Origin of the sequence: Fluviibacterium sp. S390 (genome assembly GCF_049800695.1) — a bacterium.
GTDB lineage: Bacteria > Pseudomonadota > Alphaproteobacteria > Rhodobacterales > Rhodobacteraceae > Meridianimarinicoccus.
The window spans coordinates 1-24270 of sequence record NZ_JBNAFN010000007.1; the positions used below are offsets into that span (position 1 = coordinate 1).

At 65.8% G+C, this 24270-nt stretch carries 24 protein-coding genes and 1 pseudogene; 16 read left to right on the forward strand and 9 right to left on the reverse strand.

The window, feature by feature from the left end:
* Nucleotides 1-526, forward strand: a pseudogene (locus ACP15K_RS07315) (IS5 family transposase); the annotation flags it as partial.
* Between the two features lie 442 nt (nucleotides 527-968).
* Here ACP15K_RS07315 and ACP15K_RS07320 read toward each other — a convergent pair.
* From ACP15K_RS07320 to alr, 4 genes are all read right to left on the reverse strand, one after another.
* Complete coding sequence (locus ACP15K_RS07320; RefSeq protein ID WP_424990162.1) at nucleotides 969-1409, reverse strand: paraquat-inducible protein A; 441 nt, start codon at nucleotides 1407-1409, stop codon at nucleotides 969-971.
* A 6-nt stretch (nucleotides 1410-1415) separates the two neighbouring features.
* Nucleotides 1416-2162 (reverse strand): ABC transporter ATP-binding protein, encoded by a 747-nt coding sequence (locus ACP15K_RS07325; RefSeq protein ID WP_193141729.1) that lies wholly within the window; start codon nucleotides 2160-2162, stop codon nucleotides 1416-1418.
* Nucleotides 2159-2941, reverse strand: coding sequence for an MlaE family ABC transporter permease (locus tag ACP15K_RS07330; protein WP_193141728.1), 783 nt, complete (start codon nucleotides 2939-2941; stop codon nucleotides 2159-2161). Before ACP15K_RS07330 ends, ACP15K_RS07325 begins: the two co-directional genes overlap by 4 nt.
* Before the next feature lie 81 nt (nucleotides 2942-3022).
* The gene (gene alr / locus ACP15K_RS07335) at nucleotides 3023-4066 is read right to left on the reverse strand and encodes an alanine racemase (RefSeq protein WP_424990163.1); all 1044 of its coding nucleotides are present in this window, start codon (nucleotides 4064-4066) and stop codon (nucleotides 3023-3025) included.
* A 129-nt stretch (nucleotides 4067-4195) separates the two neighbouring features.
* On the opposite strand from alr, the gene cysS reads away from it, so the two are divergent.
* Genes cysS through ACP15K_RS07350 form a run of 3 tightly spaced genes read left to right on the forward strand, consistent with a single transcriptional unit; the run spans nucleotide 4196 to nucleotide 8031 of the window.
* The gene (gene cysS / locus ACP15K_RS07340) at nucleotides 4196-5563 is read left to right on the forward strand and encodes a cysteine--tRNA ligase (protein WP_424990164.1); all 1368 of its coding nucleotides are present in this window, start codon (nucleotides 4196-4198) and stop codon (nucleotides 5561-5563) included.
* Complete coding sequence (gene cimA / locus ACP15K_RS07345) at nucleotides 5560-7245, forward strand: citramalate synthase (protein ID WP_424990165.1); 1686 nt, start codon at nucleotides 5560-5562, stop codon at nucleotides 7243-7245. The genes cysS and cimA overlap by 4 nt, the downstream gene beginning before the upstream one ends.
* A 15-nt stretch (nucleotides 7246-7260) precedes the next feature.
* Nucleotides 7261-8031 carry a squalene/phytoene synthase family protein gene (locus tag ACP15K_RS07350; protein ID WP_424990166.1) on the forward strand — a complete coding sequence of 257 codons (771 nt, stop codon included), beginning with the start codon at nucleotides 7261-7263 and terminating at the stop codon, nucleotides 8029-8031.
* A gap of 58 nt (nucleotides 8032-8089) precedes the next feature.
* Here the strand turns inward: ACP15K_RS07350 and ACP15K_RS07355 are convergent, their stop codons facing one another.
* The 3 genes from ACP15K_RS07355 to cobA are packed head-to-tail and all read right to left on the reverse strand — an operon-like array spanning nucleotide 8090 to nucleotide 11474.
* Nucleotides 8090-9313, reverse strand: coding sequence for an MFS transporter (locus tag ACP15K_RS07355; RefSeq protein WP_193141725.1), 1224 nt, complete (start codon nucleotides 9311-9313; stop codon nucleotides 8090-8092).
* On the reverse strand, nucleotides 9310-10623 hold the full coding sequence (locus ACP15K_RS07360; RefSeq protein WP_424990167.1) for a cobyrinate a,c-diamide synthase: 1314 nt from the start codon (nucleotides 10621-10623) through the stop codon (nucleotides 9310-9312). Before ACP15K_RS07360 ends, ACP15K_RS07355 begins: the two co-directional genes overlap by 4 nt.
* A complete protein-coding gene (gene cobA / locus ACP15K_RS07365; RefSeq protein ID WP_193141723.1) occupies nucleotides 10620-11474 on the reverse strand; it encodes a uroporphyrinogen-III C-methyltransferase in 855 nt (284 codons plus the stop codon). The genes ACP15K_RS07360 and cobA overlap by 4 nt, the downstream gene beginning before the upstream one ends.
* 108 nt (nucleotides 11475-11582) lie before the next feature.
* On the opposite strand from cobA, the gene ACP15K_RS07370 reads away from it, so the two are divergent.
* From ACP15K_RS07370 to ACP15K_RS07390, 5 genes are all read left to right on the forward strand, one after another.
* On the forward strand, nucleotides 11583-12650 hold the full coding sequence (locus ACP15K_RS07370; RefSeq protein WP_424990168.1) for a cobalt-precorrin-5B (C(1))-methyltransferase: 1068 nt from the start codon (nucleotides 11583-11585) through the stop codon (nucleotides 12648-12650).
* Nucleotides 12647-13405 (forward strand): cobalt-precorrin-6A reductase, encoded by a 759-nt coding sequence (locus ACP15K_RS07375; RefSeq protein WP_424990169.1) that lies wholly within the window; start codon nucleotides 12647-12649, stop codon nucleotides 13403-13405. The genes ACP15K_RS07370 and ACP15K_RS07375 overlap by 4 nt, the downstream gene beginning before the upstream one ends.
* On the forward strand, nucleotides 13384-14013 hold the full coding sequence (locus tag ACP15K_RS07380; RefSeq protein ID WP_424990170.1) for a DNA-3-methyladenine glycosylase family protein: 630 nt from the start codon (nucleotides 13384-13386) through the stop codon (nucleotides 14011-14013). Before ACP15K_RS07375 ends, ACP15K_RS07380 begins: the two co-directional genes overlap by 22 nt.
* Complete coding sequence (locus tag ACP15K_RS07385; RefSeq protein ID WP_193141720.1) at nucleotides 14010-14684, forward strand: alpha/beta hydrolase; 675 nt, start codon at nucleotides 14010-14012, stop codon at nucleotides 14682-14684. Before ACP15K_RS07380 ends, ACP15K_RS07385 begins: the two co-directional genes overlap by 4 nt.
* 151 nt (nucleotides 14685-14835) lie before the next feature.
* Nucleotides 14836-15432, forward strand: coding sequence for an HNH endonuclease (locus ACP15K_RS07390; protein WP_193141719.1), 597 nt, complete (start codon nucleotides 14836-14838; stop codon nucleotides 15430-15432).
* A gap of 16 nt (nucleotides 15433-15448) precedes the next feature.
* Here the strand turns inward: ACP15K_RS07390 and ACP15K_RS07395 are convergent, their stop codons facing one another.
* Nucleotides 15449-16540 carry an ABC transporter ATP-binding protein gene (locus ACP15K_RS07395; protein WP_193141718.1) on the reverse strand — a complete coding sequence of 364 codons (1092 nt, stop codon included), beginning with the start codon at nucleotides 16538-16540 and terminating at the stop codon, nucleotides 15449-15451.
* Nucleotides 16541-16661: 121 nt separating this feature from the next.
* Between ACP15K_RS07395 and ACP15K_RS07400 the strand changes: the two genes are divergently transcribed.
* The 7 genes from ACP15K_RS07400 to ACP15K_RS07430 all read left to right on the forward strand — a co-directional run bounded on the left by ACP15K_RS07400 (nucleotide 16662) and on the right by ACP15K_RS07430 (nucleotide 23236).
* Nucleotides 16662-17363: a GntR family transcriptional regulator gene (locus ACP15K_RS07400; protein ID WP_193141717.1), complete on the forward strand. Its 702-nt coding sequence runs from the start codon at nucleotides 16662-16664 to the stop codon at nucleotides 17361-17363.
* Nucleotides 17360-18268, forward strand: a complete 909-nt coding sequence (locus ACP15K_RS07405; protein WP_193141716.1) for an alpha/beta hydrolase — start codon at nucleotides 17360-17362, stop codon at nucleotides 18266-18268. Before ACP15K_RS07400 ends, ACP15K_RS07405 begins: the two co-directional genes overlap by 4 nt.
* 30 nt (nucleotides 18269-18298) lie before the next feature.
* Entirely contained in the window at nucleotides 18299-19513 is a 1215-nt protein-coding gene (locus ACP15K_RS07410; protein ID WP_193141715.1) for an ABC transporter substrate-binding protein, read from the forward strand.
* Between the two features lie 69 nt (nucleotides 19514-19582).
* Nucleotides 19583-20509: a carbohydrate ABC transporter permease gene (locus tag ACP15K_RS07415; RefSeq protein WP_424990171.1), complete on the forward strand. Its 927-nt coding sequence runs from the start codon at nucleotides 19583-19585 to the stop codon at nucleotides 20507-20509.
* Entirely contained in the window at nucleotides 20509-21342 is an 834-nt protein-coding gene (locus ACP15K_RS07420) for a carbohydrate ABC transporter permease (RefSeq protein WP_193141713.1), read from the forward strand. The genes ACP15K_RS07415 and ACP15K_RS07420 overlap by 1 nt, the downstream gene beginning before the upstream one ends.
* A gap of 14 nt (nucleotides 21343-21356) precedes the next feature.
* A complete protein-coding gene (locus ACP15K_RS07425) occupies nucleotides 21357-22244 on the forward strand; it encodes a sugar phosphate isomerase/epimerase family protein (RefSeq protein WP_193141712.1) in 888 nt (295 codons plus the stop codon).
* Nucleotides 22241-23236 carry a Gfo/Idh/MocA family protein gene (locus ACP15K_RS07430; protein WP_424990172.1) on the forward strand — a complete coding sequence of 332 codons (996 nt, stop codon included), beginning with the start codon at nucleotides 22241-22243 and terminating at the stop codon, nucleotides 23234-23236. The genes ACP15K_RS07425 and ACP15K_RS07430 overlap by 4 nt, the downstream gene beginning before the upstream one ends.
* 43 nt (nucleotides 23237-23279) lie before the next feature.
* On the opposite strand, the gene ACP15K_RS07435 is transcribed toward ACP15K_RS07430, so the two are convergent.
* Nucleotides 23280-24227 carry a radical SAM protein gene (locus ACP15K_RS07435; protein ID WP_193141710.1) on the reverse strand — a complete coding sequence of 316 codons (948 nt, stop codon included), beginning with the start codon at nucleotides 24225-24227 and terminating at the stop codon, nucleotides 23280-23282.
* Nucleotides 24228-24270 lie beyond the last annotated feature (43 nt).

Below are 24270 nucleotides of genomic sequence, written 5' to 3' on the forward strand. Positions count from 1 at the left end.
CTGGGCTGGCCGCCGAACACAGTGAAGAAAAGACCGTGATGATCGACGCGACGTATCTGAAGGCACACCGCACCGCGTCCAGCCTGGGCGTTAAAAAGGGGGGCGTGGCCGCCTGATCGGCCGAACCAAGGGCGGTATGAATACAAAGCTGCACGCCGTCTGCGACAGCCTGGGGCGACCAATCAATCTCTTCGTCACCGCCGGGCAGGTGAGCGATTACATCGGCGCACGGGCATTGGTGAGCAGCCTGCCGAATGCCGAGTGGCTGCTCGGGGACCGGGGCTATGACGCAGACTGGTTCAGAGAAGCATTGAAAGACAAGGGGATACGAGCCTGTATCCCCGGCCGAAAGCAGCGCAAGACAGCCATCAAGTATGACAAGCGTCGATACAAGCGCCGCAACCGCATCGAGATCATGTTCGGAAGACTGAAAGACTGGCGGCGTGTGGCCACTCGCTACGACCGATGCCCAAAAGTCTTCCTCTCAGCCATCGCATTGGCCGCAACCGTCATGTTCTGGCTTTGAGACAAGAACGAGTCCTGACCCTAGAAAGACAAAGCCTGTTGTTCTACTGATTCCAATATCCCAACGGTTTCTCAGGCCGCGAATTTGCTCCAGATAGCCTTTGGGGTTTGTGAGTATGGACTCGGAGTTTCTAATCCGTGCGTTCCAAAGTCCGGCTCGTTCGACAAAGAACTTCTCGTCTTCCGAAAGCTCAATCTTGACGAGCGTTGCAAATCTTCTTCCGAAGGTGCCCGAGGTAATATACCTTTTCCGATAATAGATCATCGTACATCGCCCTAATTGGCCATGATTTAGTCATTAACTGTAGCAGTTGGTGTTGGCGGTTGTCCAGAAAAAATTGACGACGCAAGTGGAGATTTAGGCTTCTTAAAGTTATATCCAGTAAAATGGGGATTAGAACCTGCAATCGGGTATAACTTGGCTTTTCCTCAATTTCTTGGGTCTATCTGGCCTTGGTCATCCAGCTTGTCATCAACGACAGGCCGACACAGCCGGTGAACAGCCACAACCCCCAGGCGGTCTCGATCCGGCCAACGCCGACGCCCTTGGCCACTACTACATACAGCGCGATCAAGAACACATCCGCCATTGCCAGCCGGCTGAGCTGTTTGACCAGTGGAAGGGCGCGGCGCGACAGGTAGCCCCATTGGATGCCCGCCAGCGTCAGGATCTTCAGGTAGGGTGCCACCATCGCCAGCGCCGCCACCAGCGCCGCCAGCGCCGGATCGGTTCCCCAAAGCGCGCGGATGCCGGACAGGATCGACACCTCGGACATGCCGAAGAACGGCAGCAGCCCGGCCCGCAACAGCGGCGCGGCCCAGGCTACGGGAAAGGCGATCAGAAGCACCAGGTTGAGCGCGGCCAGAAGGCGGGACAGGGGCATGGGCGGCTAGCGCACCGCCTCGATCGGTCCCTCGGCAGAGCCGTTGATGAACTGTTGCATGTAGGGATCGCCGGTGTTGTCCAGCTCGCTGACCGGGCCGGTCCACTGGATCACCCCGTCGTGCAGCATCGCCACCTTGTCGGCGATGGCCCGGACCGATGTCATGTCGTGGGTGATGGTCATGGCGGTTGCCCCCATTTCCACCACGATTTCACGGATCAGGTCGTTGATGACGCCCGACATGATCGGGTCGAGCCCGGTGGTGGGTTCGTCGAAAAAGATGATCTGCGGTTCGGCGGCGATGGCACGGGCCAGGCCCACACGCTTTTGCATGCCGCCCGACAGTTCTGCCGGAAACTGATCGGCGACGCTGGCACGCAGGCCGACGCGGCGCAGCTTCTCGATGGCGATCTCGCGGGCTTCCTCGCGCGGTTTCTTCAGGCGGCCGCGCAGCAGGCGGAAGGCCACGTTTTCCCAGACATGCATGGAATCGAACAGCGCGCCGCCCTGAAACAGCATACCGAAATGCGACAGGAACTCGTCCCGGTCTGCGCGGGTGATGTCCTCGCCATCGACGCGGATCACGCCCTTGTCGGGCCGGACCAGCCCCAGAACGCATTTCAGCGCCACCGATTTGCCGGTGCCCGAGCCGCCGATGATCACCATGCTCTCGCCCTTGGGCACCTCAAGGTTCACCCCACGCAGCACGGCGTTGTTGCCAAAGGATTTATGGACGTTTTCAAGCTGGATCATGACGAGAAGAACGCCTCGGTCAGAAGATAGTTGGAGGCCAGGATCAGCACCGACGCCGACACCACGGCGGCCTTGGTGGCCTTGCCCACGCCCTGCGCGCCGCGGCTTGAGTTCATGCCGTAGTAGCAGCCCATCAGCGCGATGATGAAGCCGAAGACTGCGCCCTTCACAAGGCCCGAGCCGATGTCCCAGAACTCCAGGAAGTTGACGGTGTTCTTGAGATAGTTGATCTCGTTGAAGCCCAGCCGCGTGGTGCCCACCAGATAGCCACCGAAAATGCCGATGGCATCGCCCACCGCCACCAGCAGCGGCACCGTCAGGGTGGCGGCCAGCACGCGCGGGGCGGTCAGGTATTTCATCGGGTTGGTGGACAGGGTCACCAGCGCGTCGATCTGCTCGGTCACTTTCATGGTGCCGATCTCGGCGGCGATGGACGACGCCACGCGCGCGGCCACCATCAGGCTGCCCAGAACCGGGCCAAGTTCGCGCACCATGCCGATGGCGACGATCTGCGGCACAACCGCCTCGGCCGAGAACCGGGCCGAGCCGTCGAAGATCTGCAGCGCCAGGGCTGCGCCGGTAAACACGGCGGTCAGGCCCACCACCGGCAGGCTGAGCCAGCCGATGGCGATCACAGCCGTCCAGAATTCGCGCGGATAGAAAGGTGGCGTCACAATATGGCGCAGGGTCTGGGCGATGAAGATCGACACCCGCCCAAGGCTGGCCACGGTGGCCAGCGTGCTGCGTCCGATCCCGGCAACGGGGGCCAGTGCGTTCATGATCTTTCCCTTTGCTCGGGTGCGGAAACGCAGGTCGAAGCCTGCCCCGTCAGGTTCTGTGCGCCCCGGCGGGGGTGCGGCTCAGAACCGATTGTAGCGCCGGTCATAGCGGGCTCCCAGCGAGGTCAGGATTTCATAGCCGATGGTGCCCGCGGTGTCCGCCAGAGCATCGACGCCTTGATAGGGGCCGAGGATTTCCAGCGTTTCGGGGTCTTCGTCAAGATGGGTCACATCAATGGTCAGCAGATCCATCGACACCCGACCCACCAGCGGGCAGGGGGTGGCGCCCGCGAACAGCGTGGCCTTGCCCGACAGCGACCGGAGCAGCCCGTCGGCATAGCCCACGGCGATCGTCGCGATGCGCGAGGGGCGCGAGGCCACCCAGGAATTGCCGTAGCCGACGGTTTCGCCCAAAGCCACGTCGCGGCACTGGATCACCGGGATGCGCAGTTGCACCGCCGGGACCGCGGCCGAGAACGGCGCGCCGCCATAAAGGCCAATGCCGGGGCGGGTCAGGTCAAAGTGATAATCCGGCCCCAGCAGGATGCCGCCGGTGGCCGCCAGCGACCGGCGCAGGCCCAGACCGTCGGTCATTGCCCGGAAGGCCGCCAGTTGCTGGGCGTTCATCGGATGATCGGGCTCGTCGGCGCAGGCCAGATGCGACATCACCAGCCACGGCCCGCGGTCCAGCAGGCGGGCTTTCTGGCTGTCCCATTCGGCGGGCTCCATCCCCAGCCGGTTCATGCCGCTGTCCAGTTGCACGCCGAAGCGTGCGTCGGGCAGGGCGTCCAGATGGCGGTCTACCTGGGCGGCGCTGTTCAGCATCGGGATCAGGTCGTTGGCGCGGATCAGGTCGGTGTCGCCGTCCATATGCCCCGAGAACACCGCGATGGCGGGCACCTCGCCCACGGTCTGGCGGACCCGCGCGCCTTCGGCGGCAGTGGCCACGAAATAGGTGCGCGCGCCGGTTGCGGCCAGCCGGGCGGCCACGCGCTCGGCCCCAAGGCCATAGCCATCGGCCTTGACCACGGCGGCGGTTTCGGTGTCCGGCCCGGTCCGGGCGTCCAGCGCCCGCCAGTTGTCGGCCACGGCGTCGAGGTTGATTGTCAGGTTTGCTTGAGCCATGGGGCCGTTTGTGGCAGCGCCTGTGAAAAGGTCAAGGTGGCGCGAATGCCTCGTGGCTTTTCTTTCACGCTCGGCTCCGGTAATCCCGCACGGAAACTCGCGCCACCACCCGCCGGAAGCAAGACGACCATGGTCCAGATTAGCCTATACAACACCAAGTCGCGGAAGCAGGAGCCTTTTGTTCCGCAGGACCCCCGGAACGTGCGCATGTATGTCTGCGGGCCGACGGTCTATGACCGCGCCCATCTGGGCAATGCGCGCCCGGTGGTGGTCTTCGACGTGCTGTTTCGGCTGCTGCGCCAGGAATATGGTGCTGAACACGTGACCTATGTGCGCAATTTCACTGACGTGGATGACAAGATCAACACGCGCGCTGCGCAATCCGGCCGTTCGATCACCGAGATCACCGACGAAACCATCGGCTGGTTCCTGGAAGACATGGGCGCGTTGGGAGCGTTGGAGCCGACCCACGCGCCGCGCGCCACCGACTACATCGGCCAGATGGTCACCATCTGCGCGGAACTGATCGCCAGGGGCCACGCCTACGAGGCCGAGGGTCATGTGCTGTTCGCCGTGGACAGCTATGCCGATTACGGCGCGCTGTCGGGGCGCTCGGTCGACGACATGATCGCCGGCGCGCGGGTCGAGGTCGCGCCTTACAAGCGCAATCCGATGGATTTCGTGCTGTGGAAGCCGTCCAGCGACGATCTGCCGGGTTGGGACAGCCCCTGGGGCCGGGGCCGTCCGGGCTGGCACATCGAATGCTCGGCCATGGCGCAGGAACTGCTGGGCGCCACGTTCGACATTCACGGCGGCGGCAACGATCTGCAATTCCCGCACCACGAGAACGAGATCGCCCAAAGCCGCTGCGCCCATCCCGAGGGCGATTTTGCCCGCGTCTGGATGCACAACGAAATGCTGCAGGTCGAGGGCAGGAAGATGTCCAAGTCGCTGGGCAATTTCTTCTCCGTGCGCGATCTGCTGGATCAGGGCGTGCCGGGCGAGGTGATCCGCTTTGTCTTCCTGTCCACCCATTACCGCAAGCCGATGGACTGGACCGCGAAGAAGGCAGACGAGGCCGATCGCACCCTGCGCAAGTGGTATGCTCAGGCGGCAGCGGCTGAAACCGGCGCGCAGGATGCCGAACTTCTGGCCGCACTGGCCGACGATCTGAACACCCACGGTGCGCTGACCGCCTTGCATCGCCTGTCGGGCGACGGGCAGGGTGGCGCATTGCGGGCGGGGCTTCAGCTTCTGGGCCTGATGACCGATGCGGTGCCCGACTGGGCAGCCACCCCGACGGTGGACCTGTCCGGCTGGGCCACACGGCTGGCCGATCTGCGCACGGAGGCCATGGCCAGCAAGGATTTCTCGGACGTGGACCGCCTGAAAGCCGCGCTGATCGACGCGGGCGTGGAAGTGCGCATGAGCAAGGCGGGCGTGGAACTGTCGCCGCAACCGGGCTTCGACCCGTCCAGGCTGGAGGCACTGGCATGACCATGTCGACCCACCGCGAATGGACCGCGCCGCGCGAACGGCTGTACCTGTTCGACACCACCCTGCGCGACGGCCAGCAGACCCAGGGCGTGCAGTTCCAGACCCCGGAAAAGCTGCGCATCGCCAAGGCGCTGGACGATCTGGGCATTGACTATATCGAAGGCGGCTGGCCCGGCGCGAACCCCACCGACAGCGAGTTCTTCGCCGCCCCGCCGCAGACCCGCGCCACCCTGACCGCCTTTGGCATGACCAAGCGGGCGGGACGCTCGGCCGAGAATGACGAGGTTCTGGCCGGGGTTCTGAACGCCAATACTCCGGCGGTCTGTCTGGTGGGCAAGACCCATGACTTCCACGTCACCACCGCGCTTGGCATCGAGTTGGAGGAGAACCTCGACAACATCAGCCGCTCGATCGCGCATATCGTGGCGCAGGGGCGCGAGGCGCTGTTCGATGCCGAGCATTTCTTCGACGGCTACAAGTCCAACCCGGAATACGCGCTGAACTGCCTGCGGGCGGCCTATGAGGCCGGGGCACGCTGGATCGTGCTGTGCGACACCAACGGCGGCTCGCTGCCCGGCGAAGTGGGGCGGATCACCGGGCTGGTCATTGACGCGGGCATTCCCGGCGACCGGCTGGGCATCCACACCCATGACGACACCGGCAACGCGGTGGCAAACTCGCTGGCGGCCATCGACGCCGGTGCGCGACAGGTGCAGGGCACGCTGAACGGGCTGGGCGAACGCTGCGGCAATGCCAACCTGGTGTCGCTGATCCCGACCCTGCTGATGAAGGACCCCTATCGCTCGCGGTTTGACACCGGGGTGAGCCTTGACGGGCTGAAAAGCCTGACACGGGTGTCGCGGTTGCTGGATGACATCCTGAACCGGGTGCCGCAGAAATCCGCGCCATACGTGGGGGCGTCGGCCTTTGCCCATAAGGCGGGGCTGCACGCCTCGGCCATCCTGAAAGACCCCACCACCTATGAACATGTCGAGCCGGGCACCGTCGGCAATGCCCGCGTGATCCCGATGTCGAACCAGGCGGGGCAGTCGAACCTGCGCCGCCGGCTGGCCGAGGCCGGGTTCGACGTGGCACCCGGCACGCCGGCCCTGGGCCGCATTCTGGACCGGATCAAGGAGCAGGAATCGGCGGGCTATTCCTATGACACCGCGCAGGCCAGTTTCGAGCTGATCGCCCGGCAGGAGCTGGGCGGGGTGACGGATTACTTCAGCGTCGACTGGTACCGCGTGGTGATCGCGCGGCGGCGGACCGACAGCGGGGTCGAGCATTCCTCGGAAGCTTCGGTTCAGGTGCGGGTCGGAGACGAGGCGCTGCGCCTGCACGCCTTCGGCAGCGACAGCCTTGGCCGCGACAGCGGGCCGGTCAGCGCGCTCTATTCGGCGCTGGTGCAGGGCCTGTCGCCTTATCGGTCGTCGATCGAGGACATGCGGCTGGTCGATTTCCGCGTGCGCATCATCGGCGCAGGCACCGAGGCCGTGACCCGCGTCATCATCGACAGCGTGGATCGCAGCGGCAACAGCTGGTCGACGGTGGGGGTTTCGGCCAACATCATCGACGCGTCCTTCGATGCGCTGCTGGATGCGATCAACTGGAAGCTGGCCCATGACGGGGCCGCGGTGGCGGCCGGGTCGACGGCGGTGCCGGATGCCGCGCCGGTCTGATCGGCAGGGCCGGGGATGAGCCTGCAAGCCTGCGCCGACCTGCTGGAACGCGGTGACCCCGACCGGTTCCGCGCGGTTCTGGCCGCCCCCGTGGCGGCGCGCCCGGTGCTGCTGCCGCTCTATGCCTTCAACCTTGAGGTCGCCCGCGCGCCCTGGGTCAGCGCCGAGGTGATGATCGGCGAGATGCGCTTGCAATGGTGGCGTGACCTTCTGGACGAGATCGTGGCGGGCGGTACCGTGCGCAAGCATGAGGTCGCCACCCCCCTGAGCGGTGTGCTGGATGCAGACGGGGCAAAGGTTCTGATCCCGCTGGTCGAGGCGCGACGGCTGGACCTGCAGCGCGACCCTTTCGAAGATCGCGCGGCTTTTGACCAGTATCTGCAGGACACCTCGGGCGCGCTGTTCTGGACCGCGGGCCGGGCGCTGGGGGCGCAGGCCGCGGCGGAACCGGTGTTTCGGGATGCCGGGCAGGCCTCGGGGCTGGCGGCATGGCTGCTGGCGGTGCCCGAGTTGGAAGCCCGTGGCCGTGTGCCGCTGCCGGATGGACGTGCCGCGGCCGTGCAGGCGCTGGCCCGCGACGGGCTGGGCTGGCTGGTCCGCGCGCGGCAGGGATTTGGTGCTGTGGATCGACTGGCCCGGTCCGCGCTGCTCAGCGGGTGGCGCGCATCGGTGGTGTTGGGTCGGGCCGCACAGGTGCCGGGCCGGGTCGCCGACGGCCAGCTTGCCGAAAGCGAAGCGGCACGGCGGCTGGCCCTGCTGCGGGCCTCCATGACACGGCGCATCTAGCGGCCGCGCGGCCTGTCCTGCCCGTCTGGGGCAGGCCCCTTGCAGCGGTTGTGCGGCGTCAGTCCTGCGGTCTGAGGGTCAGCCAGATCAGAGCGCCGCCGGCCAGGGTCAGGAAGGGCACCATGGCCAGGTTGACCGCGCTCCACCCGGCCTCGGCCGTGCCGCCCGAGCAGTTCATCAACCCGCCCGAGGCCAGCGAAGCCAAAACCACGCCGCCGAAAACCAGCGCATCGTTCATGCCCTGCACCCGCCCGCGTTCATGCGGTTCATGGGCGCTGGCCAGCATGGTGGTGGCGCCGATGAAGCCGAAGTTCCAGCCGATGCCCAGCAGGACCAGCGCCAGGAAGAAGTTCTCCAACTCTACCCCTTGCAGGGCGACCACGCCGGCGATGCCGAGGATCACGAGACCCAGGGCAACGATGCGCGTGGCACCGAAGCGCGCGATCAGGTGGCCGGTGAAGAACGACGGCGCGAACATGGCCAGCACATGGCCGGTGACAATGTCGGCGGCATTGCCTTCCGTGAAGCCACAGCCCACCACGGCCAGCGGGGTCGAGGTCATCACCAGGTTCATCAGCGCGTAGGAAACCATGGCGCAGATGACGGCCACCGCGATGGTCGGCTGGGACAGAAGCTCCAGCCAGCTGCGCGCCGGGGCATCGGTGGCGCGGCGTGGCGGTGCCTTGGGAATGTCGAGCAGGAAGAACAGCGCCATGCCGACAAGGTTCAGGCCGATGACCAGCGCATAGGTGCCCATGAAGGGAATCGCCGTGGCATTGGTCGTCACCTTCACCAGTTGCGGACCCAGCACCGCCGACAGCAACCCGCCCGCCATGACATAGCTGATGGCCTTGGGCCGGAACGCCTCGCTGGCGGTATCGGCGGCGGCAAAACGGTAGAACCCCTGCGCCGACATGTAGATCCCGGTCAGATACGAGCCCAGCAGGAACAGCGCGAAAGAGCCCTGCGACAGCGCCAGCACGCAGATCAGCGCCCCGATCATGCCGCCCATGGCGCCGATCAGGAAACCCGTGCGACGGCCCATCCGCTGCATCAGCGGGCTGAGCCAGGGCGCCGTGGTCATCGAGCCGAAGACGATCAGCGAAATGGGCAGCGTCGCGAGGCAGGCGTTGGGGGCCAGCATCTGCCCCGCCAGCCCGCCGATCACGAAGATCATCGGCATCTGGCTGCCAAGGATGGCCTGTGCGGCCACCAGAACCGCCACGTTGCGTTTGGCGCGGCGGTCGCTATCAGGGCTGGCGATGGGGATATCGGTGCTCATGCGTCGGGGATTACACCTTGCGCCGGGGCGGGAAAAGCCCGGTCGATCAGATGGGCGAAGGAGCCGCAGACAGCGCCCTGCACCAGCCCCATGTCGGGCAGGGGCGTGCCTTCGGCATCTCTGGCCGTGAACAGCGGCGCGCCTTCGGCCTTCACGGTGGTGGCGTAGTGAAATTCATGCGCGGCCCAGATGCCGGACATCGGCCCTTGGGAGGCCTGTACCGTGCGATAGCCCAGATGCAGCTTGCGGTGGGCAAAGCTGGTTTCAAGCCGCAGCAACCCGGCCATTTCGTGACGCGCACCCTGGGCATCGATCAGCCCGTCGCCCAGCACCATGTAGCCGCCGCATTCGCCATAGATCGGTGTGCCTGCCTGCGCCGCGGTCCTGAGACCGGACAGAAAGCGGGTATTGGCCGCCAGTCGCCCGGCGTGCAGTTCGGGGTAACCGCCGGGCAGAAAGACAAACCCCGCCTCGGGCACAGGGTCATCGGCCAGCGGGGAAAACGGGCGGATCTCGGCCCCTTGTGCGCGCCAGTCGGCCAGAAGATGCGGATAGGCAAAGGCAAAGGCCACATCCTGTGCCACCGCGATTGTCTGCGCTGGCGGTGAAAGGCGCGGCGCGGGGCTTGCGGATGGCAAAGGCGCGGACAGGGCCACAAGCGCCTCAAGGTCGCAATGGCTGGACACGGTGTCGGCGGCGCGGTCGAGGAAGCTTTCCAGATCACCGTGTTCCGCCGCCTGCACCAGCCCAAGGTGGCGCGAGGGGGTTTCCAGCCCCGGCAATCTTGGCAGCGCGCCCAGCACCGGCAGACCGAGCGGAGCCAGCGCTCGGCGCAACAGCGATTCGTGCCGGGGGCTGCCGACGCGGTTCAGGATAATTCCGGCCAGACGCACCTCGGGGTCATGACCTGCGAAGCCGGCCACAAGCGGCGCCACCGATTGTGCCATGCGGCCGGCATCGACGATCAGCACCACCGGCAGGCCAAGGTGCCGGGCCAGATCGGCACAGGCACCGCGCCCGTCTGGGGGCGCACCATCAAACAGCCCCATGGCCCCTTCGATCAACAGCAGCCCCGGTCCGGCGGCCAGCGCCCGCAGGCGTGCAGGCGACATCGCCCAGGCATCGAGGTTGACACAGGGCTGGCCCGTGGCGGCTTCGTGAAAGCGGGGGTCGATGTAGTCGGGGCCGGATTTGGCGCTGCGCACCGGCAGGTCCTGCCGCGACAGTGCCCGCAACAGGCCCAGCGTCACCGTGGTCTTGCCCGCGCCCGAGGAGGGGGCGGCCAGGATCAGGCCGGTGCCGCCGGTCACGACATCTCGGCTGGGCGTCCGCGTCCCAATGGATCCAGGTTGCGGGGTGTCTCGCCCGCAGCCAGTGCCTGCCAGTCCAGCACCTGCCGCATCAATACCGACCGGCCGATGCAGATGACCGCGGGCGGGGTCATCTCGGCAGCGGCAATATCGTCCGCGGCGGTCTGAAGGGTGGTTTCCAGCACCCGCTGGTCGGGCAGGCTGGCGGCGGTGATCACCGCGACGGGTTCGTCCGGCGCGCGTCCACCCGCCATCAACTCGTCGGCAATGGCGCGGATGTGCTTCATGCCCATGTAGATCACGATGACCTGTGCCGCTTTCGCCAGCGATGGCCAATCGACCGACCCGGGGGCCAGCCCCTGCCGGTCATGGCCGGTGACGAAGGCCACGGTCTGGTTCACATCGCGATGAGTCACCGGGATGCCGGCATAGGCCATCCCGCCGATCCCGGCGGTGATGCCGGGCACGATGCGCACCGGCACCTGGTGCTGGATCAGGGTCTGCGCCTCTTCCCCGCCGCGCCCGAAAACGAAGGGGTCGCCGCCTTTCAGCCGCAGCACGCGCTTGCCTGCGCGGGCCAGTTCGACCAGTTGCAGCGAGATGTCGCGCTGCTGGGCCGAGGGTTTGCCGCCGCGCTTGCCTGCATAGATACGCTCGGCCTCGGGCCGCGCCCAGGTCAGGATCTCGGGGTTCATCAAGGCGTCGTAGACGATCACATCGGCTTGGCGCAGCGCGTTCACCGCATGCAGGGTCATCAGGCCCGGATCGCCCGGACCCGTGCCGCACAGCCAGACCCAGCCGGGCAGAAGCTCGGGCCAGGGGCCATCGGGGAATTGAAGCGAGTCGGTCATGGCCTGCTTATGCCGTCCCTTGCGCCGCTGGGAAAGTCCGTCGCGGCCCCGGTGTTGCGAAACGCCGTCGATTGCGCGCAGGCCTGCCTTTCTTGTAGGCACGTTGGCATGACCGCTCGCACACCTCCCGCGCTGCGCCGTGGCTGGACCACGGGCGCCTGTGCCACCGCCGCCACCCTGGGCGCGCTGGAACGGCTGTGGGGCGGGGCGTTTCCGCCGACGGTGCGGATCGTGCTGCCCAAGGGCGAAACCCCGCTGTTCGACCTACAGGACTGCGCGACGGGGCCCGATTGGGCGGAATGCGGGGTCAAGAAGGACGCGGGCGACGATCCGGATGTGACCCATGGCGCGGTGATCCGCGTGCGCGCGCGGGCGTTGGCGCCGGGGGCGGGGGTGGTTTTCCGTGCGGGTGCGGGGGTTGGCGTGGTCACCATGCCCGGCCTGCCGGTGGCAGTGGGCGAGCCTGCGATCAACCCGGTGCCCCGGACCATGATGCAGGGCGTGGTGGCCGAACAGGCCGCACACTTTGGCCAGCGCGGGGATGTGGAACTGACCGTCTCGATTCCCGGCGGGGCGGAACTGGCGCAAAAGACGTGGAACCCGCGGCTGGGCATCAAGGGCGGGCTGTCGGTGCTGGGCACCACGGGCATCGTGCGGCCGTTTTCCTGCGCGGCCTGGATCGCCTCGATCCATCGCGGCATCGATGTGGCGCGCGCTGCCGGGCTGACCCATGTGGCGGGCTGCACCGGGGCCACCAGCGAGACAGCGGTGCAGCGCCTGTACGGTCTGCCGGATCACGCCATGCTGGACATGGGCGATTTCGCGGGCGGGTTGTTGAAATACCTCGCAAGGCACCCGGTGGCGCGCATCACAATCGGCGGCGGCATCGGCAAGCTGACCAAGCTGGGGCAGGGGGCGCGGGACCTGCATTCGGGGCGCAGCCAGGTGGACTTCGCGGTGCTGAACGGCTGGGCGCAGCAGGCCGGACTGGCCGATGTGTCCGCCGCCAATACCGCATTGCAGGCGCTGGAGATCGCCGGTCCGGGGCTGGCGCAGATGGTGGCCGACCGGGCGCTGGACACCGTGTTTGCGCTGCTGCGCGACGCGCCGGTGCAGGCTGATGTGGTGGTGATTGACCGCAAGGGCACGATCCTTGGTCGGGCCGGGGCGACATGAGCCTGCGCTTGCTGCTGCTGGCCGGTACCACCGAGGCTCGGCAGGTCGCCCGCGCACTGGCCGGGATGCCCGAAGTCGCGGCGACCGCCTCGCTGGCAGGAACCACTGCGCGCCCTGCGGACCTTGGGCTGCCGACACGGGTCGGGGGGTTTGGTGGGGATGCGGGGTTTGCCGATTATCTGGCGCGGCACCGGGTGCAGGCGGTAATGGTTGCCACCCATCCCTTCGCGCACCGGATCGCGGCCCGCAACGCGCGCCTGTGCCGCCAGAACGGCGTCGCCCATGCGCGGCTTCTGCGCCCCGCATGGCAGGCTGGACCGGGTGACCGCTGGACCGAGGTGGCCAGCGAAGCCGAGGTCGCCGCGCAGGTGCCCGAGGGTGCGCGGGTGTTCATGGCGACGGGGCCCGAGCATCTGGACGCCTATACCGGGATGGACCGGCACCACGTGATCTGCCGCCGCATCGATCCGTCCCCTGCGCCCTTCCCCTGGCCACGGGGTGACTACGTGGTCGGACGCCCGCCCTTCACCCGTGACGCCGAGATCGCGCTTTTCCGCAGGTTCCGGGTCGACCTGCTGGTGACCAAGAACGCAGGAGGGGCGGCAGGCCGGGCCAAGCTGGAAGCCGCCCGCGCGTTGGGCCTGCCGGTCGTCATGGTCGCGCGCCCGCCGCAGCCAGAAGGCCGGGTGCTGGCCTCGGTCACGCAGGCATTGGATTGGATCAGGGAGCAGACATGGACGAACGCATCATCATGACGCCCGATTGCGTGGCAGAAGGCGCCGCGCATCTGGCCCGGATCGAACCGCGCTTTGCCGACGCGCTGGCCCTGACCGGCCCGTTGCCGCTGCGCCGCCGCAAGGACGGGTTCGAGGCGCTGCTGGGCGCCATCGTCAGCCAGCAGGTCTCGGTCGCGGCGGCGGATGCGATCTGGGGCCGGCTGAAGGCGGCGCGGCTGACAGGCCCGCGCAAGATCCTCTGGGCCAGCGAGGAAGAGTTGCGGGCCTGCGGGCTGTCGCGCCAGAAGATCCGCTATGCCAGGGCGCTGGCCGAGGCGCGCATCCGCTATGCCGCCCTGCGCGACTGCCCCTGTGATGAGGTGATCGCCACGCTGGTCGAGGTGCCGGGCATCGGCCGCTGGACCGCCGAGATCTACGCCATGTTCTCGCTGGGCCGGGCGGATGTCTTTGCACCGGGGGATCTGGCGCTGCAGGAAAGCGCGCGCCTGCTGTTCGGTCTGGAGGATCGCCCCAGCGAAAAGGCCCTGCGCGAGATGGCCGCGCCCTGGACGCCATGGCGGTCGGTTGCCGCCCGGCTTCTGTGGGCCTACTACCGGGTGGCAAAGGATCGCGAGGGGATCAGATGACACGGGTACTGGAATTTGGCCGCAAGGACGCGGCATCGGGCACAGCCGATTCGATCGTGGTGTTCCTGCACGGCTATGGCGCCGACGGAAACGATCTGCTGGGCCTGTCCGAGCCGCTGGCGCAGCATCTGCCCAACGCCGTGTTCCTGGCGCCCAACGCGCCCGAGGTCTGCCCGATGAATCCGGCGGGCTTCCAGTGGTTCCCGATCCCCTGGATCGACGGCTCCAGCGAGGAAGCGGCGATGCAGGGCATGGGCCGCGCCATCGAGGATCTGAACGCCTTTCTCGACCAGGTGCTGGTCGACGAAGGCCTGCCGGCCAACCGCATGATCCTTGTGGGCTTTTCGCAAGGCACGATGATGAGCCTGCATGTGGCCCCCCGGCGAACCGAAGAACTGGCCGGCGTCGTGGGGTTCTCGGGCCGCCTGGTCGAGCCTGAAATGCTGGCCGCCGAGGTGGTGAGCCGCCCGCCGGTGCTGCTGCTGCACGGCGATCAGGACGACGTGGTGCCGCCACAATCCCTGCCCGAAGCCGCAAATGCGCTGACGGCCGCGGGATTCGAAGTCTACGCCCATGTCATGAAAGGCACCGGCCACGGGATTTCGCCTGACGGTCTGGGCGTGTCGCTGTCCTTCATCCGCAAGCAACTGGGTCTGGAACTGCCTGAATAGGCGTCACATTCGCGTTACAGCGACCCTCTATCCCGAAAGCGACCTCTACAGCATCTAGCGGGGGTTGTCGGATGGCGAACGCCATATATAGTCATGGTGCCGAAGGGGCGTTGGCGCCGTCCCGCCGGTCAGGCTAGGGATCAGCGCACAGATGAACGTGGAATTCAGGACCAACTTCGTTCGGGAACCTCAGAACCTCAAGCACCACCCGGCGCTTGTGCTGAACGCGGACTACCGTCCGCTGTCCTATTACCCGCTGTCGCTGTGGCCCTGGCAGGAGGCGGTGAAGGCGGCTTACCTGGATCGGGTGGACATCATTGCCGAATACGACACGGTGGTCCGAAGCCCCACGACCGAGATCAAGATCCCTTCGGTTGTTGTCCTCAGAGATTTCGTCAAACCTCAAAAGCGCGTGGCCTTCACGCGCTTTAATTTGTTTCTGAGGGATGAATTTTCATGCCAGTACTGCGGCGACAAGGGCGACCTGACCTTCGATCACGTGATCCCACGCGCCCGTGGTGGCATCACAAGCTGGGAAAACGTGGTTGCGGCCTGCGGGCGGTGCAACCTTCGCAAGGGCTCCAAGACACTCAAACAAGTGGGCTTTTCCCTGCGCAAGCCGGTGCGCGCGCCCACTGCGATGGAATTGCGCAACCTGGGCCGAAAATTCCCGCCCAACCATCTGCATCACACCTGGATGGACTTCCTGTACTGGGATGCCGAACTGGACACCGAGTTGGACGGCTGATCCGAACGGGCAGGGGTCAGGCGACCGGCGCAGGTTCGGAGGTCAGCCGAGCGCCGGTAGAGCCGTCGAAATAATGCAGATCCGCCGGATCATAACCCAGGGAAATCCGCTGCCGCGGGGCCAGCGGAATATGCGGGTCCAGTCGGGCGGTCAGTTCATGCCCGTCCAGTTGACAGATCGCCAGCGTGTCCGATCCCAAGGGTTCATAGACATCCACCGTCGGCGCGATCCGCCCCTTGCCCGCCTCGGCCCATGTGAAATGCTCAGGCCGCAGGCCCACGTCGATCCGGTCGCCGTCTTGCGCGGCCACCGCGCCCAATTCCAGCGCCGTCTCGCCGAACCGCAGTTTCGGGCGGTCGCCGCTGCGATCCACCTTGCCGGAAAAGATGTTCATCTGCGGCGAGCCGATGAATTCGCCGACAAAGCGGCAATTGGGGCGGGCGTATAGCTCCATCGGCGGGCCTTCCTGCACGATGTGGCCGCCCTTCAGAACCACCACCCGGTCCGACAGGGTCATCGCCTCGGTCTGATCGTGGGTCACATAGATCATAGTGGTGCCAAGCATCGCATGTAACCGCTTGATCTGGGTGCGCATTTCCACCCGCAGCTTGGCGTCGAGGTTGGACAGCGGCTCGTCGAACAGGAACACCGCGGGTTCCCGCACGATGGCGCGGCCCATGGCGACGCGCTGGCGCTGACCGCCGGACAATTGGCCCGGCTTGCGGTCAAGATAGTCATCGATCTTCAGGATGCGGGCGGCCTCGGCCACACGCGCGGCGATCTCGGCGGGTTTCCAGCCGCGCATCTTCAGGCCGAAGCCGATGTTGTCGCGAATCGTCATGTGCGGGTACAGCGCGTAATCCTGAAAGACCATCGCCACATCACGGCCCTTTGGTTCGATCTCGTTCACGATGCGGCCGCCGATTCGCAGGATCCCGCCCGAGATTTCCTCAAGCCCCGCGATCATCCGTAACATGGTGGACTTGCCGCAACCGGACGGGCCGACGAAAGCGACGAATTCGCCATCGTTTACAGACAGGTCGACGCCGTGAATGGCGCGGACAGCGCCGTAGTCCTTCACGATCCCCTCCAGCCGGATGTCCGCCATGTGCTGTCTCCTTCCGGGTGCAAGCCAACTGCAACCTTGCGTTATCGATAATAAGGATGTTATCGATAATGAGATGCACGAACAAGCCCGTTGACCGGGCGACGGGGAGCGCACGCAGGCCATGGCCATCGAAAGCTTTGACACATCCGCGGTCCCGACGCTGGTGCCGCGCCAGTCCAGCCGCCGCAGCCATGCGCTGTTCGTGGCGCTGCAAAAGGACATCGTGCTGGGCGATCTGGCGCCCGGAAAGGCCCTGACCGAGCTGGATCTGGCGCAGCGGTTTCAATGCAGCCAAAGCACGGTGCGCGAGGCGCTGATGCAGTTGCACGAGGAGGGGCTGGTGATCCGCCAACCCAATCGCGGCACTCATGTGGCGCCCTGCAATGCCGACGATGCCGCCGCACTGCTGAGGATCCGGCACGAGGTGGAATGCAGCACGCTGGACCGCGTTGTCGCGCGCACCGACGAACCATTGCTGGCCGATCTGCGCAATCTGCTGAATGCCATGCGCAATGCCGCGCGGGATGCGGATGAATACCTGCTTTCGGTCTATGACCGGGCCTTTCACCTGCGCCTGTTCGAAACCGCCGATCTGCCGCTGGTGACGCCGATCCTGACCCGCTGCCTGATCCACAACCACCGTTACAAGATCCAGCGGTCCCAGCCCAACCGCGCGCTGGAGGAAACCGCCGAACGCCATGTGCCGATCATCGAGGCGCTGGCAGCGCGGGATGCGCCCGCACTGCACCGGCTGCTGTCGCATCATATCCTGACCATCGTGGATTTCGGTCCCGACCTGACCCTGCAGGGAGTGTCCACATGACCCAGCCCAGCCCCTCGATGCGGCGGGTGCTTGACCGCCTGGCCCGCGAGGATGCGGACCTTGGCGATCCGACCCGGATGGCGCCGCAGCACGGGCGCACGATGGCCGCCCTGTGCAACCTGCGCTGGAACGATCCGCTGCCCGAAATGGCCGAGGCGCGCAATGTGCTTCATGCGGGTCTGCCGGCGCGCTGGGTGGTGCCCGCCAATGACAAGGGCACCCATGCGCTGCTGCATGTGCATGGCGGTGGATGGGCGTTCTGCTCGCCGATCACGCACGAAGGCGCGGCCCGGCGTCTGGCGCTGGCCTGTGCCTGCCCGGTTCTGACGGTGGACTACCGGCTGGCCCCGGAAAACCCCTATCCGGCGGGTCTTGAGGATGTTCTGGCGGCCTGGCGGGGGCGAGACAGCGCGCGTGTCTGGGGCATTTGCGGCGACAGTGCCGGCGCGAACCTGGCCTTCGCGGCGATGCTGCGCATGATCGACGCGGCAGAGTATCTGCCCGTCGCGGCCTTGCTGTTCTACGGCGTCTACGACGCGGATTTCGATACCGAAAGCTATGTCGCGCATGGCGAAGGGCCGGGCCTGACGCGGGACAAGATGAATCGCTATTGGAACTGGTACGCCGATCCCGATATGCGCGCCGATGCCTGTGTCGCCCCGCTGCGGGCAAGCGATGCGCAACTGGCCGCGCTGCCGTCGCTTTATCTCAATGCCGCCGAACTCGACCCGCTGCTGTCGGACACCGAACAGTTGGTTGCCCGCCTGCGCGGGCTGGGGCGGGACGATCGATATGACCGGATCGATGGCGTTGTGCACGGCTTCATGCAGATGGGGCAGGCGCTGCCGGAAGCGCGGGGCGCTTTCGACCGCGCCGGGCAGATCTTTCAGGACATCACCGCCTGAGAAGGGCGGACTAGCAAGGGAGGACTTCGAATGAAACTCGCGAAAACACTGGGGTTTGCCTCGGCACTGGCGCTGGTGGCCGGTCTGGCGCAGGCCGACAGCACGGTTCGGTTCTGGTATCACTTCGACAATGCCGACAACCCGATGGATGCGCTGATCGCAGCCTTTGAAGAGGCCAATCCCGGCATCAAGATCGAAGCCGACAACGTGCCATGGAACAGCTATTACGACCAGTTGTACACGGCGATCATCGGCGGCAACGCGCCCGATGCGGCCATGGTCAAGGCCTTCGCCCAGCCCCGACTGGTGGAAATGGGCGCGCTGGCTCCGATCGACGACGAACTGGCAAGCTGGGACGGGCGGGACCAGCTTCTGGACAACCTGCTGGAGCTGGCCAAGGGACCGGATGGCAAGCAGTACTACCTGCCGGTGCAATACGTGGTGCTGTACCTGTATTACCGCCCCGACATGTTCGAGGAACTGGGGCTGGCGGTGCCCACCACCTGCGAGGAATTCCGCGATGCGGCCAAGGCGCTGACCCGCGACACCGACGGCGATGGCCAGATCGATGTCTATGGCTTCGGGTTTCGCGGTGCCAAGGGCGGGCACGACCATTGGGCCAGTTTCACGTTGGGTCGCGAGGGCGTCAGCCTGACCGATGGGCTGACCTCCGAAGCGGGGGTGGCTGGCACGCAATTCGTAGCCGACCTGTTCCAGACCGACGAGGCCTTCCCGCCATCCGCGCCCAACGACGGCTTTCAGGAGATCATTGGTGGCTTCAAGGCCGGCAAGACGGCCATGACGATCCATCACATCGGCTCGGCCAACGGCATGGTCGAAGCCCTGGGCGACAAGGTGTCGGCCGCGCCGGTGCCGGAATGCGGCGGCGGACGCTGGACCGCCTTCGGGGACGAAAGCACCGCCGTGCTGGCCAACGCCGAAGACAAGGAGGCCGCCTGGAAATGGATCAGCTTCCTGTCCTCGGCGGGCAACAATTCCATGTTCAACGCGGCCACCGGGCAGCTTCCCGTGGTCAAGGCCGACAGCCAAAGCTGGTCGCTGCATCCGCAGCGCTTCGTGCAAGCCACCGTCGACAGTCTGCCGTTCGCGCAAATGCTGCCCAACAGCTCGGCCACGGCGGACTTCGTGAACACGGTCTGGCCGACCTCGATGCAACGGGTGCTGATCGGGGACATCACACCCGCCGAGATGAATGCCGAGATTGCCGAGCTTTTCGGCAAATAGGGTCCTCCCCTGGCCGGGGCGCCTGTCGCGCCCCGGCCGCTTGTCTTCCTTTCCCGAACGCCGCAGGTCATGACAGACGCATCCTTGCCCCCCGTCCAGAACGCCGATGTCCCGCCCGCGCGGGCCCTGTCGCGGCGGATCCTGCCCTATGCCATGCTGTCGCCTGCGGTGATCGTCACCCTTGCGATCGTGTTCTTTCCGATGGTGCAGACCGCCTGGATGAGCCTGCATGACTATGTCCTGTTCCGTCCCAATGACTTCGAATGGGTGGGCTTGGGCAACTTCAAGGCCGCCCTTCAGGACGAGGTGTTCTGGATTTCGCTGCGCCACACCATCATCTGGATGGCCACCACCATCCCCGCGCAATTGCTGCTGGGACTGGTCACCGCGCTGTTGCTGAACCAGCCGTTCCCGTGGCGGCCCGTCGCGCGTGCGCTGATCATCATTCCCTGGGCGTTGCCCTCGGTGGTGATCGCGCTGATGTGGGTCTGGATCTATGACAGCAACTACGGCATCGCCAACGAGTTCCTACTGCGGCTGGGCCTGATCCAGCGCGCCATCCCGTGGCTGGCCGATCCCGATACCGCGCTGGCGGCGATCATCCTGACCCTGACCTGGCAGGGCTTTCCCTTCTTCGCGGTGATGATCCTGGCCGGGCTGCAATCCATCCCGCGCAGCTATTACGAGGCGGCGTCGATCGATGGCGCCAGCACCTGGAACCAGTTTCGCTACATCACCCTGCCGGGCATCTCGGGGGTGATGATGACCGCCGTGCTGCTGCGGATGATCTGGGTCGCCAACAGTTTCGACGTGATCTTCGTGATGACCGGCGGCGGGCCGGGCTATGCCACCTACACGCTGCCGCTCTATGCCTTCGTGAAGGCGCGCACCAATCTGGACTTCGGCTATGGCTCGGCCATCGCGGTGCTGTTCACCCTGCTGTTGATGGTGGTCGTGGTGTTCTATCTGAAGCGGACCGGAAAGGCGGTGTCCTGATGGCGCTGCACAAACCGTCGCTGGGCAAGCGCCTGCTGACCGTCGATCTGCCGATGCTGGCGATCCTGACCTTTACGCTGGGCCCGTACCTGTGGATGTTCCTGACCTCGATCAGCCGCGAAAGCACCCTGTTCACAGAAGGCCCGTCGATCTGGAATGCCACCATCGAGAATTACACCCGCCTGTTCAATACGGTCGGCTTCGGTGACAACCTGCTGGACAGCCTGATCGTGGCCAGCGGCACCGTTCTGGTTGGCCTGTCGCTGAGCGTCACCGCCGCCTATGCGTTCTCGCGCTTCAACTTTCCGGGCAAGCGGCTGCTGATGCTGCAATTCCTGCTGATCAACATGTTTCCGCTGGTGTTGCTGATCTTGCCGCTGTTCGTGCTGATGCGGGTGCTGGGGCTGCTGGACACGCATCTGGCGCTGATCATCGCCAATTCCACCATCGCGATCCCGTTCTCGATCTGGATGATGGTCAGCTACATGAACGGCATCCCGCGATCGCTGGACGAAGCCGCGATGACCGACGGCTGTACCCGGATGCAGGCGCTGGTGCGGGTGGTGCTGCCGCTGTGTCTGCCGGGGATCATCGCCACCGGCATCTACATCTTCATCACCTCGTGGAACGAATACCTTTATGCGCTCACGCTGGGCGGGCGTAACGTGCGCACCATCACCGTCGCGGTGCAGACGCTGATCGGCGAATACGAAGTGCAATGGGGCTTGCTGACCGCAGGCGGCATCGTCGGGGCCATGCCCGCCACGGTGCTGTTCCTGCTGGTACAGAAGCGCCTGATCTCGGGGCTGACGCAGGGCGCGGTCAAGGGCTAGGAAAGGACAAGGCTTTGGACAATCCCATCGGCATCATCTCCATGCAGTTCACGCGTCCGTTCACCGGCCGCGACCTGCACTATTTCAAGACGGCCGCCGGGCTTGGCTTCGACTTCATCGAACTGCTGGTGCCCGAGCCGGAGGATGCGTTGCCTCTGGCCGATGTGAAGGCCGCCGCAGCCGAGGCGGGCGTGTTTCTTGTACTGGCCGCACGGGTGACGCCGCAACGTTCCATCGCTTCCGACGATCCGGCGCAGCGGCAGGGCGGGCTGGACTACCTGAAGCACTGTGTCGAGGTGGCGGCGGAACTGGGCGTGTCCATCGTCGGCGGGCCGCTGTATGGCGAACCGATGGTCTTTGCCGGTCGACCCCCGGTGCCGCGCACAGATGCCGAGATTGCGGCCCGTGCTGCCCACACGGTCGAAGGGCTGGCGCAGGTGGCGCCGATTGCCCGCGCCGCCGGGATCACCTTCGCGGTCGAGGCGCTGAACCGGTTCGAGACCGACATCCTGTCCACCACCCGGCAAGCCGTCGAGGTGGTGCAGGCCGTCAACGATCCGGGGCTGGGCGTGCTGCTGGACACCTTTCACATGAACATCGAGGATCGCTCGATCCCCGACGCCATCCGGCTGGCCGGGGGTCACATCGTGCATTTTCAGGCCAACGAGAACCATCGCGGCCATCCCGGCACCGGCCACATGGACTGGCCGGCCATCATGCGGGCGCTGCACCAGGTGGGCTATTCCGGGCCGATCTCGCTGGAGCCGTTCCGCCGTGCCGATGACCGCGTCGCCCTGCCCATCGCCCATTGGCGCGCCCCGCGCGAGGATGAAAGCGCCAAGCTGCGCGCCGGGCTGGGGGTGATCCGACATGCGCTCACACTGGCAGGGGTGGACCAATGATCAATATCGGCTGGATCGGGTGCGGCCGTCACGCACGGCAGATGCTGCTGCCGCAACTGGGGCGCAACGACATTCGCATCGCCGCCCTTTGTGATCGCGACGCGGCGGCGCTGCGCCGCACGGCCCTGGAATACGGGGTCACCGCCTGTCACAGCGGTTATCGCGACCTGATCGCCACGCCCGGTCTGGATGCCATCGGCATGGCGGTCGGCCCCGACCTGCATCAGGCCGCGGCCATCGCCGCGCTGGAGGCCGGGCTGCCGGTGTTCATGGAAAAGCCGCCCGCCGCCACCGCCCAGGGCGCGCGCGCTGTGGCCCGTGCCGCCGAAGCGGCCGGAAAACCGGTGATCGTGGGGTTCATGAAACGCTATTCCACCGGAAACCGCATCGCCCGTAACGTCTTGCAAGGCGGTGAATTCGGCGCGATTCTGGGCCTTGGCGGTACCTATATGACCGCGCCCACCTATTTCGAGGGCGCGCCGGACTATACCGGCTTCTATCTGCATCACTGCGTGCACTACATGGATCTGATCCCGTGGTTCATAGGCGAAGACTTTGGCGACATGCAGGTGCGCAGCGTTTCTCCCCAGCCCGGAAAACTGCTGCTGCACCTCAACTTCACCACCGGCGCCGGGGTGATCGGCAATGTGGTGATGGGCACGGTCCAGTCGCGCGGCACCCCGATGGAGGAATTGCGGATCATGGGCGATCACGCCCGCCTGCACGTGGACAATATCATCAATGTCGCCCTCTACCGCGATCCGCCCTTCAAGGCCGAAGATCCCGGTGCCACCCTGAACCCGGCCTGCGATACCCTGTCATGGACGCCGAATTTCACGGCCGCGGCGAACGAGGATCACAAGGGTTATGCCGCGTTGCTGCGCGATGCGGCGGCGGTCCTGCGCGGCGAGGCGCGCGATGTGCCGGAGATTGCCGATGGCGTGCGTGCGATGGAGCGTCTGGAACGCATGGTGGCCCAGATCGACGCCTGAGGCATTTTGGCTGGCCGGTCCTGTGGCCGTGTCGGCTGCGGGATCAGGCCGAGCAGCTGGCGCCGCCCAGAACGCAGAATTTCGCGCAATGGGGGTGGTTCAATTGCACCGGCTGTTCGGCCTCTTCCAGCGTGCGGCCCAATTCAAACTCTGGATCATAGGCCAGCAGCGTGCAGGCCAGCACCGTGGCATGATCCGACCCCTTGCGGCGCACCACCATCCGGCTTGAGGCGCACATCACGTCGTCGGGGCTTTTGCCAAGGATGTCCCAGCAGTCGGTCGTGATCTCGGGCACATCGACGCTGGCGTCCATCTCGGGAAACAGGATCAGGCGTCCGGGGTCAGTGGCGTCGATGTCGAAACCATGGGCATCGAACAGCCGGGCAAAGCCGTCCCGTGCTTCGGCTTCGGCCTCGCCCCACATGGTGCGCCCGGCCACATCCATCGCGATGCCTTGCTCGCGCAGCCAGATCATGCCCTCAAGGGTCTTGTCGAAACTGCCCGTGCCGCGTTCCTCGTCGTGGTGCGCGGGCGACCAGTGGTCAAGCGAGATGCGCAGGGTCAGCTTGTTGCCAAACGTCTCTTGCAGCCGTGTCAGACCGGCCCGGACCGTCGGGCGCATCATCGGGCGCATGGCATTGGTCAGGATCAGTACGGAAAAGCCGCGACCAAGGGCATCCTCGGCCATGGCGATCATCTGCGGGTTCATGAACGGCTCACCGCCGGTAAAGCCGATCTCGCGCACCGGCCAGCCGCGCGTGGCGATCTGGTCAAGGTATTCCGCGACCTCTTCGGCGGTCAGATAGACCAGTTGATCATTGGTGGGAGAGCTGTCGATGTAGCAGTTCACGCATTCGATGTTGCACAGGGTGCCGGTGTTGAACCACAGCGTCTGCGGATCGCGCAGCGCCACCGAAGCGCGCGTTTCGCCTTTCGCCGTGACGAACGGATCGGAGAACTTACCCGGTACCTGCGCTGCAACGTCTTTCATCCACTCGCCCCACGACTTTTTCGAATGACCGTTGTATTGCTGT

Coding starts and splice junctions, on each gene's coding strand:
- cysS (WP_424990164.1), top strand. CDS start 4,196: ATGGTCCAGATTAGCCTATACAACACCAAGTCGCGGAAGCAGGAGCCT.
- ACP15K_RS07415 (WP_424990171.1), top strand. CDS start 19,583: ATGACAGACGCATCCTTGCCCCCCGTCCAGAACGCCGATGTCCCGCCC.
- ACP15K_RS07320 (WP_424990162.1), bottom strand. CDS start 1,409: ATGCCCCTGTCCCGCCTTCTGGCCGCGCTCAACCTGGTGCTTCTGATC.
- ACP15K_RS07370 (WP_424990168.1), top strand. CDS start 11,583: ATGACCGCTCGCACACCTCCCGCGCTGCGCCGTGGCTGGACCACGGGC.
- ACP15K_RS07410 (WP_193141715.1), top strand. CDS start 18,299: ATGAAACTCGCGAAAACACTGGGGTTTGCCTCGGCACTGGCGCTGGTG.
- ACP15K_RS07390 (WP_193141719.1), top strand. CDS start 14,836: ATGAACGTGGAATTCAGGACCAACTTCGTTCGGGAACCTCAGAACCTC.
- ACP15K_RS07420 (WP_193141713.1), top strand. CDS start 20,509: ATGGCGCTGCACAAACCGTCGCTGGGCAAGCGCCTGCTGACCGTCGAT.
- ACP15K_RS07435 (WP_193141710.1), bottom strand. CDS start 24,227: ATGAAAGACGTTGCAGCGCAGGTACCGGGTAAGTTCTCCGATCCGTTC.
- ACP15K_RS07405 (WP_193141716.1), top strand. CDS start 17,360: ATGACCCAGCCCAGCCCCTCGATGCGGCGGGTGCTTGACCGCCTGGCC.
- cimA (WP_424990165.1), top strand. CDS start 5,560: ATGACCATGTCGACCCACCGCGAATGGACCGCGCCGCGCGAACGGCTG.
- ACP15K_RS07385 (WP_193141720.1), top strand. CDS start 14,010: ATGACACGGGTACTGGAATTTGGCCGCAAGGACGCGGCATCGGGCACA.
- ACP15K_RS07400 (WP_193141717.1), top strand. CDS start 16,662: ATGGCCATCGAAAGCTTTGACACATCCGCGGTCCCGACGCTGGTGCCG.
- ACP15K_RS07430 (WP_424990172.1), top strand. CDS start 22,241: ATGATCAATATCGGCTGGATCGGGTGCGGCCGTCACGCACGGCAGATG.
- ACP15K_RS07375 (WP_424990169.1), top strand. CDS start 12,647: ATGAGCCTGCGCTTGCTGCTGCTGGCCGGTACCACCGAGGCTCGGCAG.
- ACP15K_RS07350 (WP_424990166.1), top strand. CDS start 7,261: ATGAGCCTGCAAGCCTGCGCCGACCTGCTGGAACGCGGTGACCCCGAC.
- ACP15K_RS07380 (WP_424990170.1), top strand. CDS start 13,384: ATGGACGAACGCATCATCATGACGCCCGATTGCGTGGCAGAAGGCGCC.
- ACP15K_RS07395 (WP_193141718.1), bottom strand. CDS start 16,540: ATGGCGGACATCCGGCTGGAGGGGATCGTGAAGGACTACGGCGCTGTC.
- ACP15K_RS07325 (WP_193141729.1), bottom strand. CDS start 2,162: ATGATCCAGCTTGAAAACGTCCATAAATCCTTTGGCAACAACGCCGTG.
- ACP15K_RS07355 (WP_193141725.1), bottom strand. CDS start 9,313: ATGAGCACCGATATCCCCATCGCCAGCCCTGATAGCGACCGCCGCGCC.
- alr (WP_424990163.1), bottom strand. CDS start 4,066: ATGGCTCAAGCAAACCTGACAATCAACCTCGACGCCGTGGCCGACAAC.
- cobA (WP_193141723.1), bottom strand. CDS start 11,474: ATGACCGACTCGCTTCAATTCCCCGATGGCCCCTGGCCCGAGCTTCTG.
- ACP15K_RS07330 (WP_193141728.1), bottom strand. CDS start 2,941: ATGAACGCACTGGCCCCCGTTGCCGGGATCGGACGCAGCACGCTGGCC.